This is a genomic window from Flavobacterium sp. TR2 (assembly GCF_025252405.1).
Lineage (GTDB): Bacteria > Bacteroidota > Bacteroidia > Flavobacteriales > Flavobacteriaceae > Flavobacterium.
Window position 1 is genome coordinate 785,199 of the sequence record NZ_CP104307.1, and the last position, 15,814, is coordinate 801,012.

The 15,814-nt window shown below is 35.0% G+C and carries 15 protein-coding genes; 6 read left to right on the forward strand and 9 right to left on the reverse strand.

The window, feature by feature from the left end; translation table 11 throughout:
• Positions 1-66 precede the first annotated feature (66 nt).
• On the forward strand, positions 67-1,026 hold the full coding sequence (locus tag N4T20_RS03885; protein ID WP_260671794.1) for a helix-turn-helix transcriptional regulator: 960 nt from the start codon (positions 67-69) through the stop codon (positions 1,024-1,026).
• A gap of 41 nt (positions 1,027-1,067) precedes the next feature.
• On the opposite strand, the gene N4T20_RS03890 is transcribed toward N4T20_RS03885, so the two are convergent.
• The 3 genes from N4T20_RS03890 to N4T20_RS03900 are packed head-to-tail and all read right to left on the reverse strand — an operon-like array spanning position 1,068 to position 2,292.
• Positions 1,068-1,565: a DinB family protein gene (locus tag N4T20_RS03890; protein ID WP_260671795.1), complete on the reverse strand. Its 498-nt coding sequence runs from the start codon at positions 1,563-1,565 to the stop codon at positions 1,068-1,070.
• Between the two features lie 42 nt (positions 1,566-1,607).
• Entirely contained in the window at positions 1,608-2,090 is a 483-nt protein-coding gene (locus N4T20_RS03895; RefSeq protein WP_260671796.1) for a DinB family protein, read from the reverse strand.
• A gap of 4 nt (positions 2,091-2,094) precedes the next feature.
• A complete protein-coding gene (locus tag N4T20_RS03900) occupies positions 2,095-2,292 on the reverse strand; it encodes a hypothetical protein (RefSeq protein WP_260671797.1) in 198 nt (65 codons plus the stop codon).
• Between the two features lie 313 nt (positions 2,293-2,605).
• On the opposite strand from N4T20_RS03900, the gene thiL reads away from it, so the two are divergent.
• The gene (thiL, locus tag N4T20_RS03905) at positions 2,606-3,652 is read left to right on the forward strand and encodes a thiamine-phosphate kinase (RefSeq protein WP_260671798.1); all 1,047 of its coding nucleotides are present in this window, start codon (positions 2,606-2,608) and stop codon (positions 3,650-3,652) included.
• Positions 3,653-3,740: 88 nt separating this feature from the next.
• Here thiL and N4T20_RS03910 read toward each other — a convergent pair whose 3' ends face one another.
• The 5 genes from N4T20_RS03910 to N4T20_RS03930 form a co-directional block, all read right to left on the reverse strand.
• Positions 3,741-4,439 (reverse strand): response regulator transcription factor, encoded by a 699-nt coding sequence (locus N4T20_RS03910; RefSeq protein ID WP_260671799.1) that lies wholly within the window; start codon positions 4,437-4,439, stop codon positions 3,741-3,743.
• A complete protein-coding gene (locus tag N4T20_RS03915) occupies positions 4,429-6,486 on the reverse strand; it encodes a tetratricopeptide repeat-containing sensor histidine kinase (RefSeq protein ID WP_260671800.1) in 2,058 nt (685 codons plus the stop codon). Before N4T20_RS03915 ends, N4T20_RS03910 begins: the two co-directional genes overlap by 11 nt.
• A gap of 96 nt (positions 6,487-6,582) precedes the next feature.
• Positions 6,583-6,807, reverse strand: a complete 225-nt coding sequence (locus N4T20_RS03920; RefSeq protein ID WP_260671801.1) for a hypothetical protein — start codon at positions 6,805-6,807, stop codon at positions 6,583-6,585.
• A gap of 175 nt (positions 6,808-6,982) precedes the next feature.
• Positions 6,983-7,801, reverse strand: a complete 819-nt coding sequence (locus N4T20_RS03925) for a LytR/AlgR family response regulator transcription factor (RefSeq protein ID WP_260671802.1) — start codon at positions 7,799-7,801, stop codon at positions 6,983-6,985.
• A gap of 277 nt (positions 7,802-8,078) precedes the next feature.
• On the reverse strand, positions 8,079-9,620 hold the full coding sequence (locus tag N4T20_RS03930; RefSeq protein ID WP_260671803.1) for a glycine--tRNA ligase: 1,542 nt from the start codon (positions 9,618-9,620) through the stop codon (positions 8,079-8,081).
• Positions 9,621-9,718: 98 nt separating this feature from the next.
• Between N4T20_RS03930 and N4T20_RS03935 the strand changes: the two genes are divergently transcribed.
• Positions 9,719-10,399 carry a ComF family protein gene (locus N4T20_RS03935; protein ID WP_260671804.1) on the forward strand — a complete coding sequence of 227 codons (681 nt, stop codon included), beginning with the start codon at positions 9,719-9,721 and terminating at the stop codon, positions 10,397-10,399.
• 16 nt (positions 10,400-10,415) lie between these two features.
• On the opposite strand, the gene N4T20_RS03940 is transcribed toward N4T20_RS03935, so the two are convergent.
• Positions 10,416-13,088 carry a reprolysin-like metallopeptidase gene (locus tag N4T20_RS03940; RefSeq protein WP_260671805.1) on the reverse strand — a complete coding sequence of 891 codons (2,673 nt, stop codon included), beginning with the start codon at positions 13,086-13,088 and terminating at the stop codon, positions 10,416-10,418.
• Between the two features lie 192 nt (positions 13,089-13,280).
• On the opposite strand from N4T20_RS03940, the gene N4T20_RS03945 reads away from it, so the two are divergent.
• From N4T20_RS03945 to N4T20_RS03955, 3 genes are all read left to right on the forward strand, one after another.
• Entirely contained in the window at positions 13,281-14,228 is a 948-nt protein-coding gene (locus tag N4T20_RS03945; RefSeq protein WP_260671806.1) for a bifunctional riboflavin kinase/FAD synthetase, read from the forward strand.
• A gap of 98 nt (positions 14,229-14,326) precedes the next feature.
• Positions 14,327-14,764, forward strand: coding sequence for a hypothetical protein (locus N4T20_RS03950; RefSeq protein ID WP_260671807.1), 438 nt, complete (start codon positions 14,327-14,329; stop codon positions 14,762-14,764).
• Between the two features lie 162 nt (positions 14,765-14,926).
• Positions 14,927-15,793 carry a cupin-like domain-containing protein gene (locus N4T20_RS03955; protein ID WP_260671808.1) on the forward strand — a complete coding sequence of 289 codons (867 nt, stop codon included), beginning with the start codon at positions 14,927-14,929 and terminating at the stop codon, positions 15,791-15,793.
• Positions 15,794-15,814: the final 21 nt, after the last annotated feature.

Sequence of the window (15,814 nt, forward strand, 5' to 3'; positions counted from 1 at the left end):
TTTTTATTTCTTTAAACATTTAACCTTTGTAACTTTGAGCCACTAAACCTTTGAACCTAGAAGAAAATGCTCGACGAAACTCCAAAACGATTTGACCGAATTGTTGCCATTCTCATTCAATTGCAATCTAAGAAGATTGTAAAAGCGCAAGAATTAGCCAATCGTTTTGAATGCAGTTTGAGAACAATCTATCGAGACATTAGAACTCTCGAAGCATCTGGCGTTCCTATTTATAGCGAAGCTGGCGTTGGTTACGCCCTGATGGACGGCTATCGCCTTCCGCCCGTGATGTTCACTCGCGAAGAAGTCAGCAGTTTTATTGCGGCCGAAAAATTAATGCAAAAATTTACCGATCCATCCTTGGGAACACATTATGCTTCGGCGATGTACAAACTTAAATCGGTTTTAAGAAGCAACGACAAAGATTATCTTTCGAACATCGAATCGAGAATCGTAATGCAGGATGCAGAACCGATGTTTAATGATAATTCGCCAAATACTTTGGCCGTTCTTTTTGAAGGTATTGCAGAGAAAAAACAAATCCTTCTGACCTACAAAACTTTTGACAAAGACGAAACTACGCAACGAAATTTAGAACCTGTCGGCGTTTTTCACGACAATAATAATTGGTATTTCTTGGGTTATTGCCATCTTAGAAAAGATTATCGTCAGTTTAGGACCGACAGAATTCAAGGAATTAAAAAAACAGATGTTGATTTTACTATCGAACACGATGCTCTGGAAACCTATTTAACTAAAACTGAAACCTGCCCGACAACAAAAGTCCGTCTTTTAGTTGACCGTAAAATTGCCAGATATTTAGCAACAGAGAGAAAATATCATGGTTTTATTTCGCAAAAAGATGTTGGCGAAAAAATCGAAATGACGTTTATGTCAAGAGATATTAATAATGCATTTCCGAGATGGTTTCTTATGTTTGGTGACTACGCGGAGATTTTGGAACCTGACGCATTAAAAACCAATGTTCTGAAATTATTGGAAATCAACAAACAAAGGCTTTTATAGAAAAAACTCCTGATAGAATTATCTACAGGAGTTTTTTTCATTTATTTCTGTTTTACCACATTGTAAAAATTGTAATCGGTGTTTGAAGCATCTGTGATTCCGATATTTCGCCCCATTGTTACAATTTGCCCTCTATGGTAAGTTCCATGATTGATAACCTGAATCAGATACTCAGAAATTGGCAGTTCGCACTCAAACCACGGATTTGTAATTTTAACTTCTTTCATCAAATCTTCCTCTGACAATGAATTGATAAGGTGTTTCAATCTCGTAGACGAATGGAGCAATCCTGTAAATATTTCTTCTTTAGACAATTCGTTTTCGGGCTTCTTTTCTGTCATATCATTTTCAGAAATTACAGAAAACCAATATTCTTCTGTAGACCAGATATGATCTAGTGTTTTCATGATCGTAGAGAAACTCGATTGAACTTCTGCATAAAGCAATTCATCAGCTTTTGGCGAAAGCCAATTTATGAATTGCTGGTTTACCCATAAATTATAATCTGCAAAATTGGACATTATCCTTTTTAAACTCATAGCCTTTGTTTTAAAATGTGATATTAAGTTAGTGAAAAATTATTAATCTCTCTCCCAGAAAAACGGCGGCTCAATATTTAAAGCTCGTAGATATACGTAACCTTGCCCACGATGATGCACTTCATTATCAATAAAATACAAAATATTATGGATAATAGGAAATTCGTACTGGCCAAATAAATTAAATGTCTCATTAAAATCTTCAATCGATAACTGTTCCCAGTATTTATTGATTTCTTCTGTAGCCTCGTCCCATTTTTCAAGATACTGTGCTTTAAAAATCAATTTTTCCTCACCCTCTTTGTATGGCTGAGCGTCTCGATTTACAATTCCTTTCAATGCAGGAACAGCAATTGCCAAAAGTTCATCAACTAATTTTGCAAAAGGTCGCATTCCTCCAATAGAAAATTCGAAGAAATCTTTTTCTGGAAAAGCTTCAATTACACGACGTGTCAAAGCTCTGTGACCTTGCCAATGTTTCAATAAATCTTCTTGCGTAATAACTTGTGCAGCTAATGTTTTCATGGTTTTAAAGTTTAAATATTTTTAATACTTCAAAAGTAGAATGGGCCGGTGACAACAGTTTGTCAGCAGCAAAAAATAATTTAAAAAATATTTTTTGCTGACGTAGAAATGCATCATAGAGATACTGCATTAATTTGCTTTTTTGAATTGCCTCCAGCTTTAGCTGGGGAGAAAAATGATTATCCAAAAAGGCTTTAGCCAAAATTTTAATGTTCGGCTAAAGCCTTTTATATATACATTAAACTGACCTCCAGCTAAAGCAGGAGGCAATTGATTTAAATCTGCTGGAAAAAAACTTAGCTGCGCAGACAAACATAGAGACGCACTGCTGTGCGTCTACACAAAGGATGTACAAAACAATGAGGATATACAGGGCGTTAGACGCACTGCGGTGCGCCTCTACAGGCAATTCGTGCATAAAAAACCTTTGCACCTCTGAGCCTTTATTACTTTGTTACTTAAAAAGAAAAAACCTTTGTACCTTTGCGCCTTAATAACTTTGGAACTTAACAGAAATGATTGAAGATAAAAATCAGCAGAGAACTAGTATAGCGCAATTGGGCGAATTTGGCTTAATTGACCATTTAACCAAAAACTTTGATGTTACTCAAGAATCGACTCTAAAAAGTATTGGCGATGATGCTGCTGTTCTTGATTTTAAAGACAAAAAAGTAGTAGTTTCTACCGATTTATTAATTGAAGGAGTTCATTTTGACTTGGCTTATATGCCATTGAAGCATTTAGGATACAAAGCGGTTGTGGTAAACGTTTCTGACATTTGCGCCATGAATGCAAAACCGACTCAAATTACAGTTTCGGTTGCCGTTTCGAATCGTTTTCCGCTTGAGGCTTTAGAAGAATTGTTTGCAGGAATTACGCTTGCCGCAAAAGAATACAAAGTAGATGTTATTGGAGGAGACACTACCTCATCTCAAAAAGGATTAATCATTAGCATAACTGCAATTGGTGAAGCTGACGAAAATGAGTTGGTTTACAGAAGCGGAGCCCAAAAAACAGATTTATTGGTTGTAACTGGAGATCTTGGCGCTGCTTATATGGGATTGCAGGTTTTGGAACGCGAAAAGCAAGTTTTCCAAGTTAACCCAAACAATCAGCCCGATTTGGATCCTTATACTTATTTGGTAGAACGCCAATTGAAACCTGAAGCCCGAAAAGATGTTCGCACTTTACTTCATGCTTTAGATATAAAACCAACTGCAATGATCGATATTTCAGACGGATTGTCTTCTGAAATTATTCATATCTGCAAACAATCAAAAGTAGGGTGTAATTTGTACGAAGATAAACTGCCTTTAGATCCTCAGTTTATTTCTACTTGCGAAGAATTTAATATCGATAGTACAACGGTTGCCATAAACGGCGGTGAAGACTACGAACTTTTATTTACAATTGACATTAATGATTTTGATAAAATAAAAGGAAACCCTAATTTCTCTGTTATCGGGCATATGACGGAAGAAAATGAAGGAATCCATCTTGTAACCCGCGCTAACACAAAAATCGCTTTAAAAGCACGCGGATGGGATGCCTTGACAGAATAATTGAGTGAAATCATGATATAAAAAAATTCCAAATTCCAAGACTGATTATTGTTTTGGAATTTGGAATTTTTTAATTGGAGTTTTACCTCTAAAAAAGCCCTTTGCTTTTTGCTTCTTTGACTAAATCTTGATCAGAACCGCTTTTTACCTTTAGCAATTCCATTAAATGTTTCTTTCGTTTTTCGATTGCATTTAAAGAAATCGGAATATTTTGCAGCATCTCATGAATTGGAGTTCCTTTTGCCAAATTAACTAATATCTGTTTATCGTATTGATCAATTTCAATGGCATTGTGCGTAGATTGATTAAGCATTTTTACAACTGATTGGCTGTAATATTTTTCATTTTTCATTACTTTATCAAAAGCCAAAAGGAGTTCATCAAAAGTAAGATCGTTTTTAATAATCAATCCGTTGGGCTGAATGGTTCTGATAATTGTTTTTATTTTCAGCAATTCGGTATACATCGTCAAAAGCACAATCTTGCATGAAGGCATTTTTTTCAAAAGCAGCTTAGCAAGATCTACACCCGAAAAAATCTCTTTTTCTTCGTAAGGAGGCATACTGATATCCAAAAAAGCAATATCAAAGTTTGGCGTGTTGTTGTTTTCTATTATATCATAACCTGATTTACAATCGTGCGCCTGCGAAATTAAAAACTCGTATTGTTTTGGATTATAGCGGGTTATAGCATTCTTATATCCTTCAATAATAAACGGATGGTCATCTACTATCAAGATATTCTTTTTAACTAATTGTGGAACTGAAGCTGTTAAATCAAATGTCATTATTATGCAGGTTGTTATTTGGCTCTATTGGGACTTTTATGGTGAGAATGGTTCCTTCTCCTTTGGCAGATTTTATGGTAACTGTACCCTTACACTCATTTGCTCTATACTCTATATTGTGCAGACCAATTCCGTTTTTAGTTTTATAGCTGTTAAATCCAATTCCGTCATCTTCGATAGTTAGAACCAAATCATCATTTTCATTTTTAAACTCCACTCTAATAATATCAGCTTCGGCATACTTATTACAATTTTGGAGTCCTTCCTGAACAATTCTGTACAAATTGATTTTAACGATATTACTTATTAAATCCCATTTAATCGCGGGATCAAAAACAGCAATCAACTTCGAACTATACGTATTCTTCTGATCCTCAAATAGTTTATTCAGAATCGAGACAAAATTATTAATTAATTCCGATTTTTCTCTATTTAAGTCATGTGAAATTTCTCGAATATCCTGTTCAACATTTTTCAATTCGGCAAGATATTTTTTTCTCTTAGAAATAGCTTCAGATTCGTCCAGCTTATCCAAACTGTCCAAACTTATTCGAATGCCAAACATTCGTCCTAAAACCCCATCGTGCAATTCCTGAGCAACTTTTTTCTTTTCTTTTATTCGCGTAAGTTCAATTTCGTTCTGCTGTGAAATCATCAAATTGTAAATATCTTCGTTTGCAATCTGCTGCTGCTGCTTAAAAAGAAGTTCTCGGTTTTTGGCCTGTTGTGTTTTATAAACATAAAAAAACAATCCGAGCAATGTACAAATACTAAATACATAAACCAAGGTTTTATTTTTTTCTTGGAGACTAGAATTTTGATCTTTAATTTCGTTGGTTTCATATTCAATGCGGGAGAATTTTTCCCCCATTCTTCGCTCTGCTTTCAGCAATTTATCATTCAATTGAATATATTCTCTCGAGTATTCTGAAGCATTTTTGTGGTCAACGACAGCCAATTGCTTTAAAACTTCGAGTGTATTTCTTAATTTATTGGATGTTCTAGAAAGATACAAAGCTTCTTTAGAAAGTTGAATTGCCTTGACAGTATCTTTTTTGACGGCATAAAATTCAGACAAATGCACTTTATTCAAGATTATTCCTGATGTCAAATCTAAGCTGTCTCTAATTTTTAAGGATCGATAAAATTGATTGGGAAGATCTTCAAAGTCGTTTAATTTAAATTTTGAATAGGCAAGATTGTCTAACAACATGGCATACAATGGTGTGCTTTCCTTAAATAAATCTTTTTGCTGAAGACCATTAGAAAAATTAATTTTTGCATTTTGGTAGTTCTTCATGGTTAAATAAACAAAACCGATATTATTCAATGATGTTGCTTTAAGCTGGAGATCAGATGGGATTGATTGGTCTTGCAGAATATTTAATGCTTTATTGTGAAACTCTAAAGCTTTATTATATTCCTCACGCTCATTGTATAATATGCCTAACAAATTGTACGATTGATATAGCAGGTCGCTTACATTTTTCTGATCTTTAAGTATTTTTAAAGCTTTAAAAATGGTAATCTCGCTTTCAAACAAATCACTTTCTTTAAATTGAAGATCAGCTTTACTTAAATACGTTTTAGCCAAATTATTTTTATCATTAATCTGCTTATACATTTTTTCTGCCTTAAAATAAACTAAGAAAGCACTGTCTGAAATTGACTTTCTGCTATAATAATCTCCCAGATAGGTATAAGCCTTTGCTAAATTTATTGAATCATTGCTGTTGATTGATCTTGTGATGACTAATTTAGAGATGCGCCCATACGATTCTAAATCATTCATATTAAAATACCTGTTTGCAACCTTAAATAAATTTACTTTGTTTAATGAGTCGTCTTTTTCAGTTAAAATAATTGACAATGCCTTTTTTGCATCCTGTTGCTTTAAGGCATAAGGCCTATTAATGTCGTTTGCCTGCGATAGATAAATAGACAAACTGTCTTTAGAAGAATTTGAATTTTTATATAAGTTGTCTTTCTTGGTACAACCAAATAAGATTAAGAATAGAAGCAATACTATTTGGCTATATTTTTTCAATAGATTTCTGATTTTCACCAAAAATAGCAAAAGTATAAATACAAAAAAAGGCTACCAATAATTGATAGCCTCTCTTATATTTTGTTTTTTCTAAATTTAATCAATTTTTCGATTTAAAGTAGAGAATTGAGTATCAGAGCTAAATCCGCCAAGATTTGTATAATCATGTTTTCTTCCCATATCTGATTTTACTCCTCCATCGATAGGTAATGTTTTAATAGTATCGTTTGTTGCTAAATATGCTGGAACTTCTGTTGATGCAAAAGAAGTTGCTACTACTACTAAAGAAAATAATCCGATTGTTAAAGCTGTTTTTTTCATGACCTGAGGGTTTTAATTTGTTTTAATTTTTGGAGATGACCCGCCGTTTACTTGCGAATCGAGAGTGTAAAACTAACACCAGGATGAAAAAAAATTTATACAAAAAATTGAGTTTGTGGTCAATCATACCCAATTGATAGTCAATGGGTAGCAAATCAGTGTAATTATCTAGTTTTTAGACTTCTAGATAATTACCCGCTGCAAAATCGGCAATAATCTGCTCTACATTTGCTCGGTAGGTTTTAGAAAAAGGAATCTTTTTTGTGGAGTTTTTTATGTAACAGATTGAGTTTCCGCTATGAATTCGCGAAATATAGTTTCGATTGATCACATAACTATTATGAATGCGAATAAAAGGATACGTCAAAACGCTTTCAAAATGCTTTAAAGTTTTAAACGCCGTAATCATTTCGCCCGTATTCAAATAAATATCGGTTGAGTTATTATCGGCTTGAAAATAACAAATATCCTCCGCATTCAAATAACGATAATCTCCATACGATTTTATGCAGATGGTCAATGGTTTTTGGATATTTTGAGGAATCGTTACGCTGTTGGCATTATCGATTACAATAGAAGGCTGCTCTTCGGTCAAATCGGATGATTTTGACTCTAAATTGGCCTTTTTAAGCTTCAAAACTGTTTTTAAGAGGTCAATATGCGCAACGGGTTTCAAAAGATAATCAAACACACCGTATTGAATGGCATCAAAAGCGCTGTCCTTTTTATCTGTGGTAATAATAATTTTTGGAATGTCCTGAAAATAGCGATGCAATTCACTAATAAAAGTCAGAGACAAATGACTGGACAAATCCCTGGGTTCGATTTCGAGAAAAATCAAAGCCGGTTTATGTTCTAAAACCAAGTTTAAACCGTCCTGAAAATTTGATGCCGACGCCGCAAAAGATAATTCTGAAAAACCTGAAGCGGCTGTTTTGGTTTTCAAAATACTCTCAGCATCATCATCAATTATAATATACGAATACTTTTTCAATTTCGGGTCTTGTTGGTTTTCTCACATCGCAATCATAATCAAAAAAATACTTTTAACTGCTATGTAAAGAAAAAAATTGCTTTTTGCGGTAATACAAATTTAAAATTACATATTTAAATATTTTAGACGCCTCATTGTTAACACATTAACCTAAAATGTTGATACATAAGGACGAAATGCAAAAAAAGCCGATAAAATACTTGTTTGGAAAAATAAAAATCCCAAACTCTCGCGAAGCTTCGGGAGAATTTGGGATTTGTATAGTAGACTGTAAAGATTACATTTTCATTAACCAGTTTTTCATCGAAACTTCGTTTTCGATAATACCTCTTAATTCGGCAATTTTTACACGGTCTTGTTTCATTGTATCTCTATGACGAATAGTTACCGTATCGTCTTCAAGCGTCTGGTGATCTACTGTAATACAGAACGGCGTCCCTAAAGCATCTTGTCTTCTGTAACGGCGTCCTACAGCATCTTTCTCATCATAAGCCACATTGAAATCCCATTTCAAATCTTCAATGATTTTTCTTGAAACTTCTGGCAGACCATCTTTTTTAACCAACGGAAGAACCGCTGCTTTAGTTGGCGCTAAAACTGCTGGCAATTTTAAAACTGTTCTTGTCGAACCATCTTCTAATGTTTCTTCTTTTAATGAAGTTGCGAAAACGGCCAAGAACATACGATCTAAACCAACAGAAGTCTCTACTACATAAGGAACATAGTTTTCGTTTAATTCAGGATCAAAATATTGCAATTTTCTTCCAGAATATTCTTCGTGCGCTTTTAAGTCAAAATCTGTACGAGAGTGAATTCCTTCCAATTCTTTAAATCCGAATGGGAAGTTAAATTCGATATCAGCCGCTGCGTTTGCGTAGTGCGCTAATTTTTCGTGATCATGAAAACGGTAATTTTCTTTTCCTAATCCTAAAGATAAGTGCCATTTCAGACGAGTTTCTTTCCAGTACTCGTATGATTTCATTTCTTCTCCTGGACGCACAAAGAATTGCATTTCCATTTGTTCGAACTCACGCATACGGAAAATAAATTGTCTTGCAACAATTTCATTTCTAAACGCTTTACCTGTCTGCGCAATTCCAAAAGGAACTTTCATACGTCCCGATTTCTGAACATTCAAGAAGTTGACAAAAATACCTTGAGCCGTTTCTGGACGCAAATATAAATCCATCGCATTTTCTGCAGATGCACCTAATTTTGTTCCGAACATCAAGTTAAATTGTTTTACTTCAGTCCAGTTTTTAGAACCAGTTTCAGGATCAGCAATTTCAAGTTCTTCGATCAAAGCTTTAACATCAGCCAAATCTCCAGCTCCCAAAGAACGCCCTAAACGCTCTCTGATCTCTTTTTCTTTAGCCAAATATTCAACTACACGAGCATTTGTAGTAACAAACTCTTGTTCGTTGAATGCATCGCCGAAACGAGCTTTTGCTTTTTCGATTTCTTTTTGAGCTTTCTGGTGAATTTTTTCAGCAAAATCTTCAACCAAAACGTCTGCTCTATATCTCTTTTTAGAATCTTTATTATCAATTAATGGATCATTGAAAGCATCAACGTGACCAGAAGCTTTCCAAGTTGTTGGATGCATCAATATTGCAGCATCAAGGCCGACAATATTTTCATTCATCTGAACCATTGATTTCCACCAATATTCACGGATATTCTTTTTTAATTCGACACCGTTTTGTGCGTAATCATATACAGCACTTAAACCATCGTAAACTTCGCTTGACGGAAAAATAAATCCGTACTCTTTTGCGTGCGAAACCACATTCTTAAATATATCTTCTTGTTTTGCCATAGTGATGCAAAAATATAAAAACTAGCTTTATAAAAAAGAAAAATTATAAAGATTGAAGGGCTGATTTTGTTACTTTTGTAAATAAAATCTCTCTTTTTGTGATTAATTACCTGATAAATTTGTTTTTTCCTAAAGTTTGCTGCGGATGCCATAAACTTTTGCTTCAAAATGAAACCGTTTTCTGCACCCTCTGCCGACACGAATTGCCTTTGACTCAATATCATGTCGATCCAAAAAACGAAGCGGTAAAAAAATTCTACGGTAAGATTGACATACAGTTTGCGGCCGCATTGCTGTATTTTAATAAAAAAGGAATCGTTCAGGAACTCATCCACAATTTAAAATACAAAGGCCATCAGGAAATCGGAACCGTACTTGGAAGCTGGTATGCAGAAGATCTAAAAGGGCTTCAATTGAAAATTCCTTTTGATGCTGTAATTCCTGTTCCGCTGCACAAAAGAAAATTTAAGGAACGGGGTTATAATCAGGTTACTGCTTTTGGAAAAGAAATCGCGTCGGGTTTTGAAATTCCTTTTATAGAAAATGTATTAATCCGAAAATTATATACCAAAACTCAGTCCAAGAAAAACCTTTTGGGAAGATCTGAAAATATCGAAAACATTTTTGACGTTGAATTCAGCGAATCTGAACACAACAAACATTTTTTAATTGTTGACGATGTGCTTACAACAGGCGCAACACTCGAAGCGTGTTCGAGAGCTCTGCTAAAAATACCTGGTGCTAAGATTAGCATAATTTGTATCGCAATGGCACATTAAGCTTTGCGTATCAAAACTAATTCACCAATATTTTTGTCACCTCTTTTCTATTGCCATCAGTAACTGTTACAAAATACAGACCTGAAGGCACATCTGGCAATTGGATATCTTGAATAAAATATCCTGAACCTTGAAAAGCTCTATCGTAAACATATTTACCATTAATATCATTCACGTAGACTTTAATCTCGCTTATCGAATCTCTATCAAACTGTACGGTAAAAGTCCCTTTGTTTGGGTTTGGGTACGCGACAAAAGCAACATTCTCAAAATCTTTATTTCCTAATGTGTACGTTTTAGCGCAAATATTTACCGACGCAGCATTTATTGTCCCCAAAGCTCCCACAGTATCATCAAGAACCCTAAAGGTCCATGCTCCCTCAGGATTTTCTCCATTAAAAGCACTTAGAGCTGTTGAAGGAATAACAATTTGGCTAGTCGTTGTGCTGCAATTTAAAGCAGTTCCGCTGTCATCAAACTGCAAAGCAAAAGTTGAATTTGTACTGCCGCAGTTTTTGTTAAACAAAGTCACTGTTGTTCCTTTTGGACTTATAATTTGCATAGTCAAGTCTGAAAATCTTGCGTGAGTTACATTTACCGAAACATTGACATCTGAAACTGATCCAGTAGAAGCAGGCACTGAAACCGTTTTATTAACATTTACATTATCGCCAGTAGAGTATCCTCCGCCAAAGCTATAAGACGCACAAGATGTTGAAACCGTATATCCTAAAGCAAATGGTTTAGAATTTAAAGCATAATAAATATTGCCAACTGGCTCTATTAAAAGTCTACAATTTGTAGAAACTTCAATTTCTGACGGAACTACTATAGATTCTGAACCGTCGTTTGGAGTATTAGCAGCTAAAACAATAGGAAATGTTGTTCCTCCGTCAAGCGACAATTTTATATTTACGTTTGATGATCCTGGAAGCGTGTTTGTGTTATTTACATTCCAATTAATCGTTTGTACAGATCCTTTTGCCCAACCAAGATTATCTTCTGTTTGCGACGTTACGGCAAATGGCCCTGCTGCTGCGGTTACTGTCACAATCATTGCATCTGTGTTGGTCTGCGCCTTTCCTTCAGCTGCATTGTCTCTTCCTGTAAGCGTAAAATTCATAGTCTTTGCAATAGAAGAAACAGACTCCCAAGTTGTCGTCAATTGATTATTTAATACCGAACTCAAAGCTGGCATATAACGAACGGGCGAAGCTGTTGGCGAGAAGGACCTAAACATGGGCCCATCTGGTTTTGCTGCAGATGCGAAACTATTGCCCGCAAAAGCTGTTGTTGCACTATCATATTGTTCCCAAGTGTAGGTTATAGAATTGCCTTCAGGATCAGAACCAGTTCCTGTCAAAACAAATGGCGTGCTAATTGGTATTGTATAATCTGAACCTGCATTTATCACAGGCGGATTATTATCAGCTATAGGAGATGTCACCGGACAGGTTTTTCCTGCTAGATTGCTCTGGATCTGATTTATGCTTGCATAAGAAAAGTAGTCATCTGAATGATCTTGAATGTTATAACCTTTTGTCACGCCTGCATAACCCATAATGGTCGAACCGCTTCCAGGCTCATAACACGTTCCATAACCTTCATTTTGAAAAGAAAAAGTATGTGTGCCACCAAGCTGATGCCCCATTTCGTGTGCAACAAAATCGATATCAAAATTATCTCCTTCTGGTTTTGCATCAGCTGGAGATGTAAATGCACTGCCTTTTCCAATTGGATCACTAGATGTTGGACTTTCGCATATGCAGCCAATACAGCCTGCGTTTCCTCCTCCGCCAGAAGCGCCAAACAAATGGCCTATGTCATAATTGGCCTCACCTATAACATTGGTTAAGGTGGTCTGCACTTCTTTTGCCCAAGGTCCTCCGTCTGCAGCGCCAACTGATGCAGCAGAATAAGGATCTGTAGCAGCATCTGTATAAATAACAGCCTGATTATTGGCTATTAGGATTAACTTTACAGCAAGATCTCTATTAAAAATACCATTTACTCGAGTTAAAGTTGCATTCATTCCGGCTAAAGCTCCTGCCTTTGTTCCGCCAAAATAAGCGGCATATTCTCCCGTGCAGGATAATGCCAATCGAAGTGTTTTAAATTGTTTGGCATTAGACGCTATTTTTGCTGTAGCCGCATTTTTATTTTCAGAAACAAGACCAGTTGTCTTGCAATCTAAGAACTTTCTTGACTCTGCATTGTCTTGCGCTTTGAACAAAACATACTCCAATTTATTATCAGGATTTTGCTCTATATATTCTGTTGGTTTTGCTGCTCTAAAAACCATCGTCTGAATTCCGATTGGAGCAACGCTAAAATGTATTTTAGCATTTTTATCATCTATTCCACGCCCTTCATAAGATCTGATTTCTGGGTATTTTGCCTGTAATTCTGGATCAAAATTAGAAGATTCCCAAACTGAAAAACGCTCCAAAACTCCGTCAGCATTTGGAATGGTGATTTCTGATGCTGCAATTTTTGCTGTTTTATTTGTAACCGAAGCCAATTTAGAGCTTAGGAGATTTGCATTTAATTTATAGTATAATTTATTGGAACTTGCGCCATCCGCTTTTCGCATAAGCGATGAAGAAGTTACTTTCTGCCATAGAGCATCTTGTGCATTGATATTTGCAGAACAAAAAATTAAAAATATATAAAGTAGCTGTTTTTTCATACTCTTAAAATATAATATCAAAATTACTTCAATTAATTTGAAATCATATTATCTATACGACAATTATTGTTTTTTAATCGACGAGTCGACTCATTTTTACAAAAAGATATAGTATCTGTTAAAAATCGATTTGGCATAGTATTAAATTTAAAAGAGAATAGTATAAATTTGCAGCATCTTAAATAATTTGTTTTGAAGCTCTTTCATTCTATAAACGATTTTCAGTCAACCAAGAAAACAATTTTAACTCTTGGCACCTTTGACGGCGTGCATATTGGTCATAAAAAAATTCTCGAGCGAATTACGCAGCAAACTGAAAACGGAAAGTATGAAAGTCTGGTTCTTACCTTTTTCCCGCATCCGCGAATGGTTCTTCAAGAGAAATCTGAAATTAGGCTACTCAATACCATTGATGAAAAGATAAAACTTTTGGAAGCGACAGGTATAGAAAACCTTGTTGTCCATCCTTTTAACGAAAGTTTTTCGAGACTGACTGCGGAAGAATTTGTTCGAACCATTTTAGTAGAAAAATTTCAGATTCAAAAAATCATTATTGGCCATGACCATCGTTTTGGCCGCAATAGAACTGCAAATATTGACGATTTAATCGCTTTTGGAATTGAGTATGGGTTTGAAGTTGAACAAATTTCTGCCGAAGAAATCCAAGATGTTTCGGTAAGTTCAACCAAAATCAGGAAAGCTTTAAACGAAGGCCAGATGGATTTGGCCAATGAATATTTAGGCTACAGCTATTTCTTGAACGGAACTATTGTAAAAGGAAAACAGCTCGGGCGAACTATTGGTTTTCCTACTGCTAATATTCATATTGAAGAAGATTATAAACTAATACCAAAAATTGGCGTCTATGTTGTCAAAGCCACTATAAATGGCGAAACCGTTTTTGGCATGATGAATATTGGTTTTAACCCAACTGTTAATGGCGATAAGCAAACCATCGAAGTGCATCTGTTTGATTTCAGCAAAGACATTTACGATCAGAATATTGAAGTTTCTTTGCTTCATTACATACGTGAAGAACAAAAATTTAGTTCGGTAGATGCTTTAAAAGCGCAGCTTCATCAAGATCAGACCGATTCTTTGGCTTTTATACATTCTTCATCAAAAAACCAGACTGCATAGTTTTTACTGTTTTTAAATCATCGTAGTTATTTTTTTAGTAAATTTGATAGAACACTGTTTTTCAAATATTTACTATTAACTTCTAAAAAATAACCACTATGAAATTACCTAAAGAAATTACCAACGGGTTTTTGATATTCCTCGGAATTGGCATTTATTTTTTATTAATGAATGTACTAGGTTTAGCAGATTTGTTTTATTTGAGAACACTCAACGTTTTCTTTATATTCTACGGTGTTAACAGGACAATGCAGATGAATCTTCATGAGGGAGAAACCAATTTTGTTTCTAATGCAATATCTGCAATGACGACTTCTGTGGTTGGTGTGGCGCTAAGCATTTTGGGGCTCTTGGTGTATAGCTACGCCCGAGGTGGAGATGCTTACGTAAGAACTTTATCTGAAACATTTATGTTCGGAGGAAATCCATCTGTGCCAACTTATTGCATTTGTCTTTTATTTGAAGGAATTGCTTCTTCTGTAATTGTTACTTTGATGATGATGCTGTATTGGAACAACAAATATGCAGCCGATTAATTTAAAAAAATGCTGCAGCAAAATTTAAAGACATATCTTTTTAATGCCTCTTTTGGGCATCGATCGAATCAAAAATTTTAGTCAAAAGAGATCTCAAATCTCAAGAAATATTTTTAAATTGCTTATAGCAGAGAGTTATAAGCAATTTTTTTTATTTGAAAAATGAAGTTAAAGCAAATTGAAAGGGTAAAAAAAATCTCAAAAGACGATTTTGTTTCCCAATATGTAAAAAAACAAATTCCTGTTGTTATCGAAGAATTGACCGAAGACTGGCCAGCTTACAACAAATGGAAATTATCTTATATAAAAGAAATAGCAGGAGATTCTATCGTTCCTTTGTACGACGACAGACCTGTAAATCATGAAGACGGTTTTAACGAGGCGCACACCACAATGAAAATGAGTGATTATATCGACTTATTAGAAGAAAAGCCTACCAACTACCGCATTTTTCTTTACAATCTAATGAAAGAGGTTCCTTCCTTAAAAAATGACTTCTTATGGCCCGATATTGGCTTAAAATTGGTAAAACAAATGCCGATGCTGTTCTTTGGAGGTGAAAATTCGAGAGTTTTTATGCATTATGACATTGATTACTCAAACATTCTCCATTTTCATTTTCATGGCGAAAAACAATGCATGATTTTTCCTCCCAATCAATCAAAATTTATGTATAAAGTGCCTCACGCGTTAATTTCAAGAGAAGACATCGATTTTGACAATCCCGATTATGAAAAATTTCCTGCGCTCAAAAATGTTGAAGGTTACATCACTAATCTAAAACATGGCGAAATGCTTTATATGCCCGAAGGATATTGGCACTATATGAAATATCTAACGCCTGGATTTTCGATGAGCCTACGCTCTTTTCCAAAAAACATTGTCAACTTGTCTAAAGCGGCATATAATGTTTTTATTATGCGCCATTTTGATATTATGATGCGAAAAATCCAAGGCCAGAAGTGGATTGACTATAAAAATGAAAAGGCTCTTAAAGATACGCATCAGTACCTGCAGCGTTCCCTTTAATAAAAAAGCGGTTGGATTTTT

What these genes read in the sequence shown, in the direction of transcription:
- N4T20_RS03885 (WP_260671794.1), top strand. Translation starts at nt 67, where the DNA reads ATGCTCGACGAAACTCCAAAACGATTTGACCGAATTGTTGCCATTCTC.
- N4T20_RS03890 (WP_260671795.1), bottom strand. Translation starts at nt 1,565, where the DNA reads ATGAGTTTAAAAAGGATAATGTCCAATTTTGCAGATTATAATTTATGG.
- N4T20_RS03895 (WP_260671796.1), bottom strand. Translation starts at nt 2,090, where the DNA reads ATGAAAACATTAGCTGCACAAGTTATTACGCAAGAAGATTTATTGAAA.
- thiL (WP_260671798.1), top strand. Translation starts at nt 2,606, where the DNA reads ATGATTGAAGATAAAAATCAGCAGAGAACTAGTATAGCGCAATTGGGC.
- N4T20_RS03910 (WP_260671799.1), bottom strand. Translation starts at nt 4,439, where the DNA reads ATGACATTTGATTTAACAGCTTCAGTTCCACAATTAGTTAAAAAGAAT.
- N4T20_RS03920 (WP_260671801.1), bottom strand. Translation starts at nt 6,807, where the DNA reads ATGAAAAAAACAGCTTTAACAATCGGATTATTTTCTTTAGTAGTAGTA.
- N4T20_RS03930 (WP_260671803.1), bottom strand. Translation starts at nt 9,620, where the DNA reads ATGGCAAAACAAGAAGATATATTTAAGAATGTGGTTTCGCACGCAAAA.
- N4T20_RS03940 (WP_260671805.1), bottom strand. Translation starts at nt 13,088, where the DNA reads ATGAAAAAACAGCTACTTTATATATTTTTAATTTTTTGTTCTGCAAAT.
- N4T20_RS03950 (WP_260671807.1), top strand. Translation starts at nt 14,327, where the DNA reads ATGAAATTACCTAAAGAAATTACCAACGGGTTTTTGATATTCCTCGGA.
- N4T20_RS03955 (WP_260671808.1), top strand. Translation starts at nt 14,927, where the DNA reads ATGAAGTTAAAGCAAATTGAAAGGGTAAAAAAAATCTCAAAAGACGAT.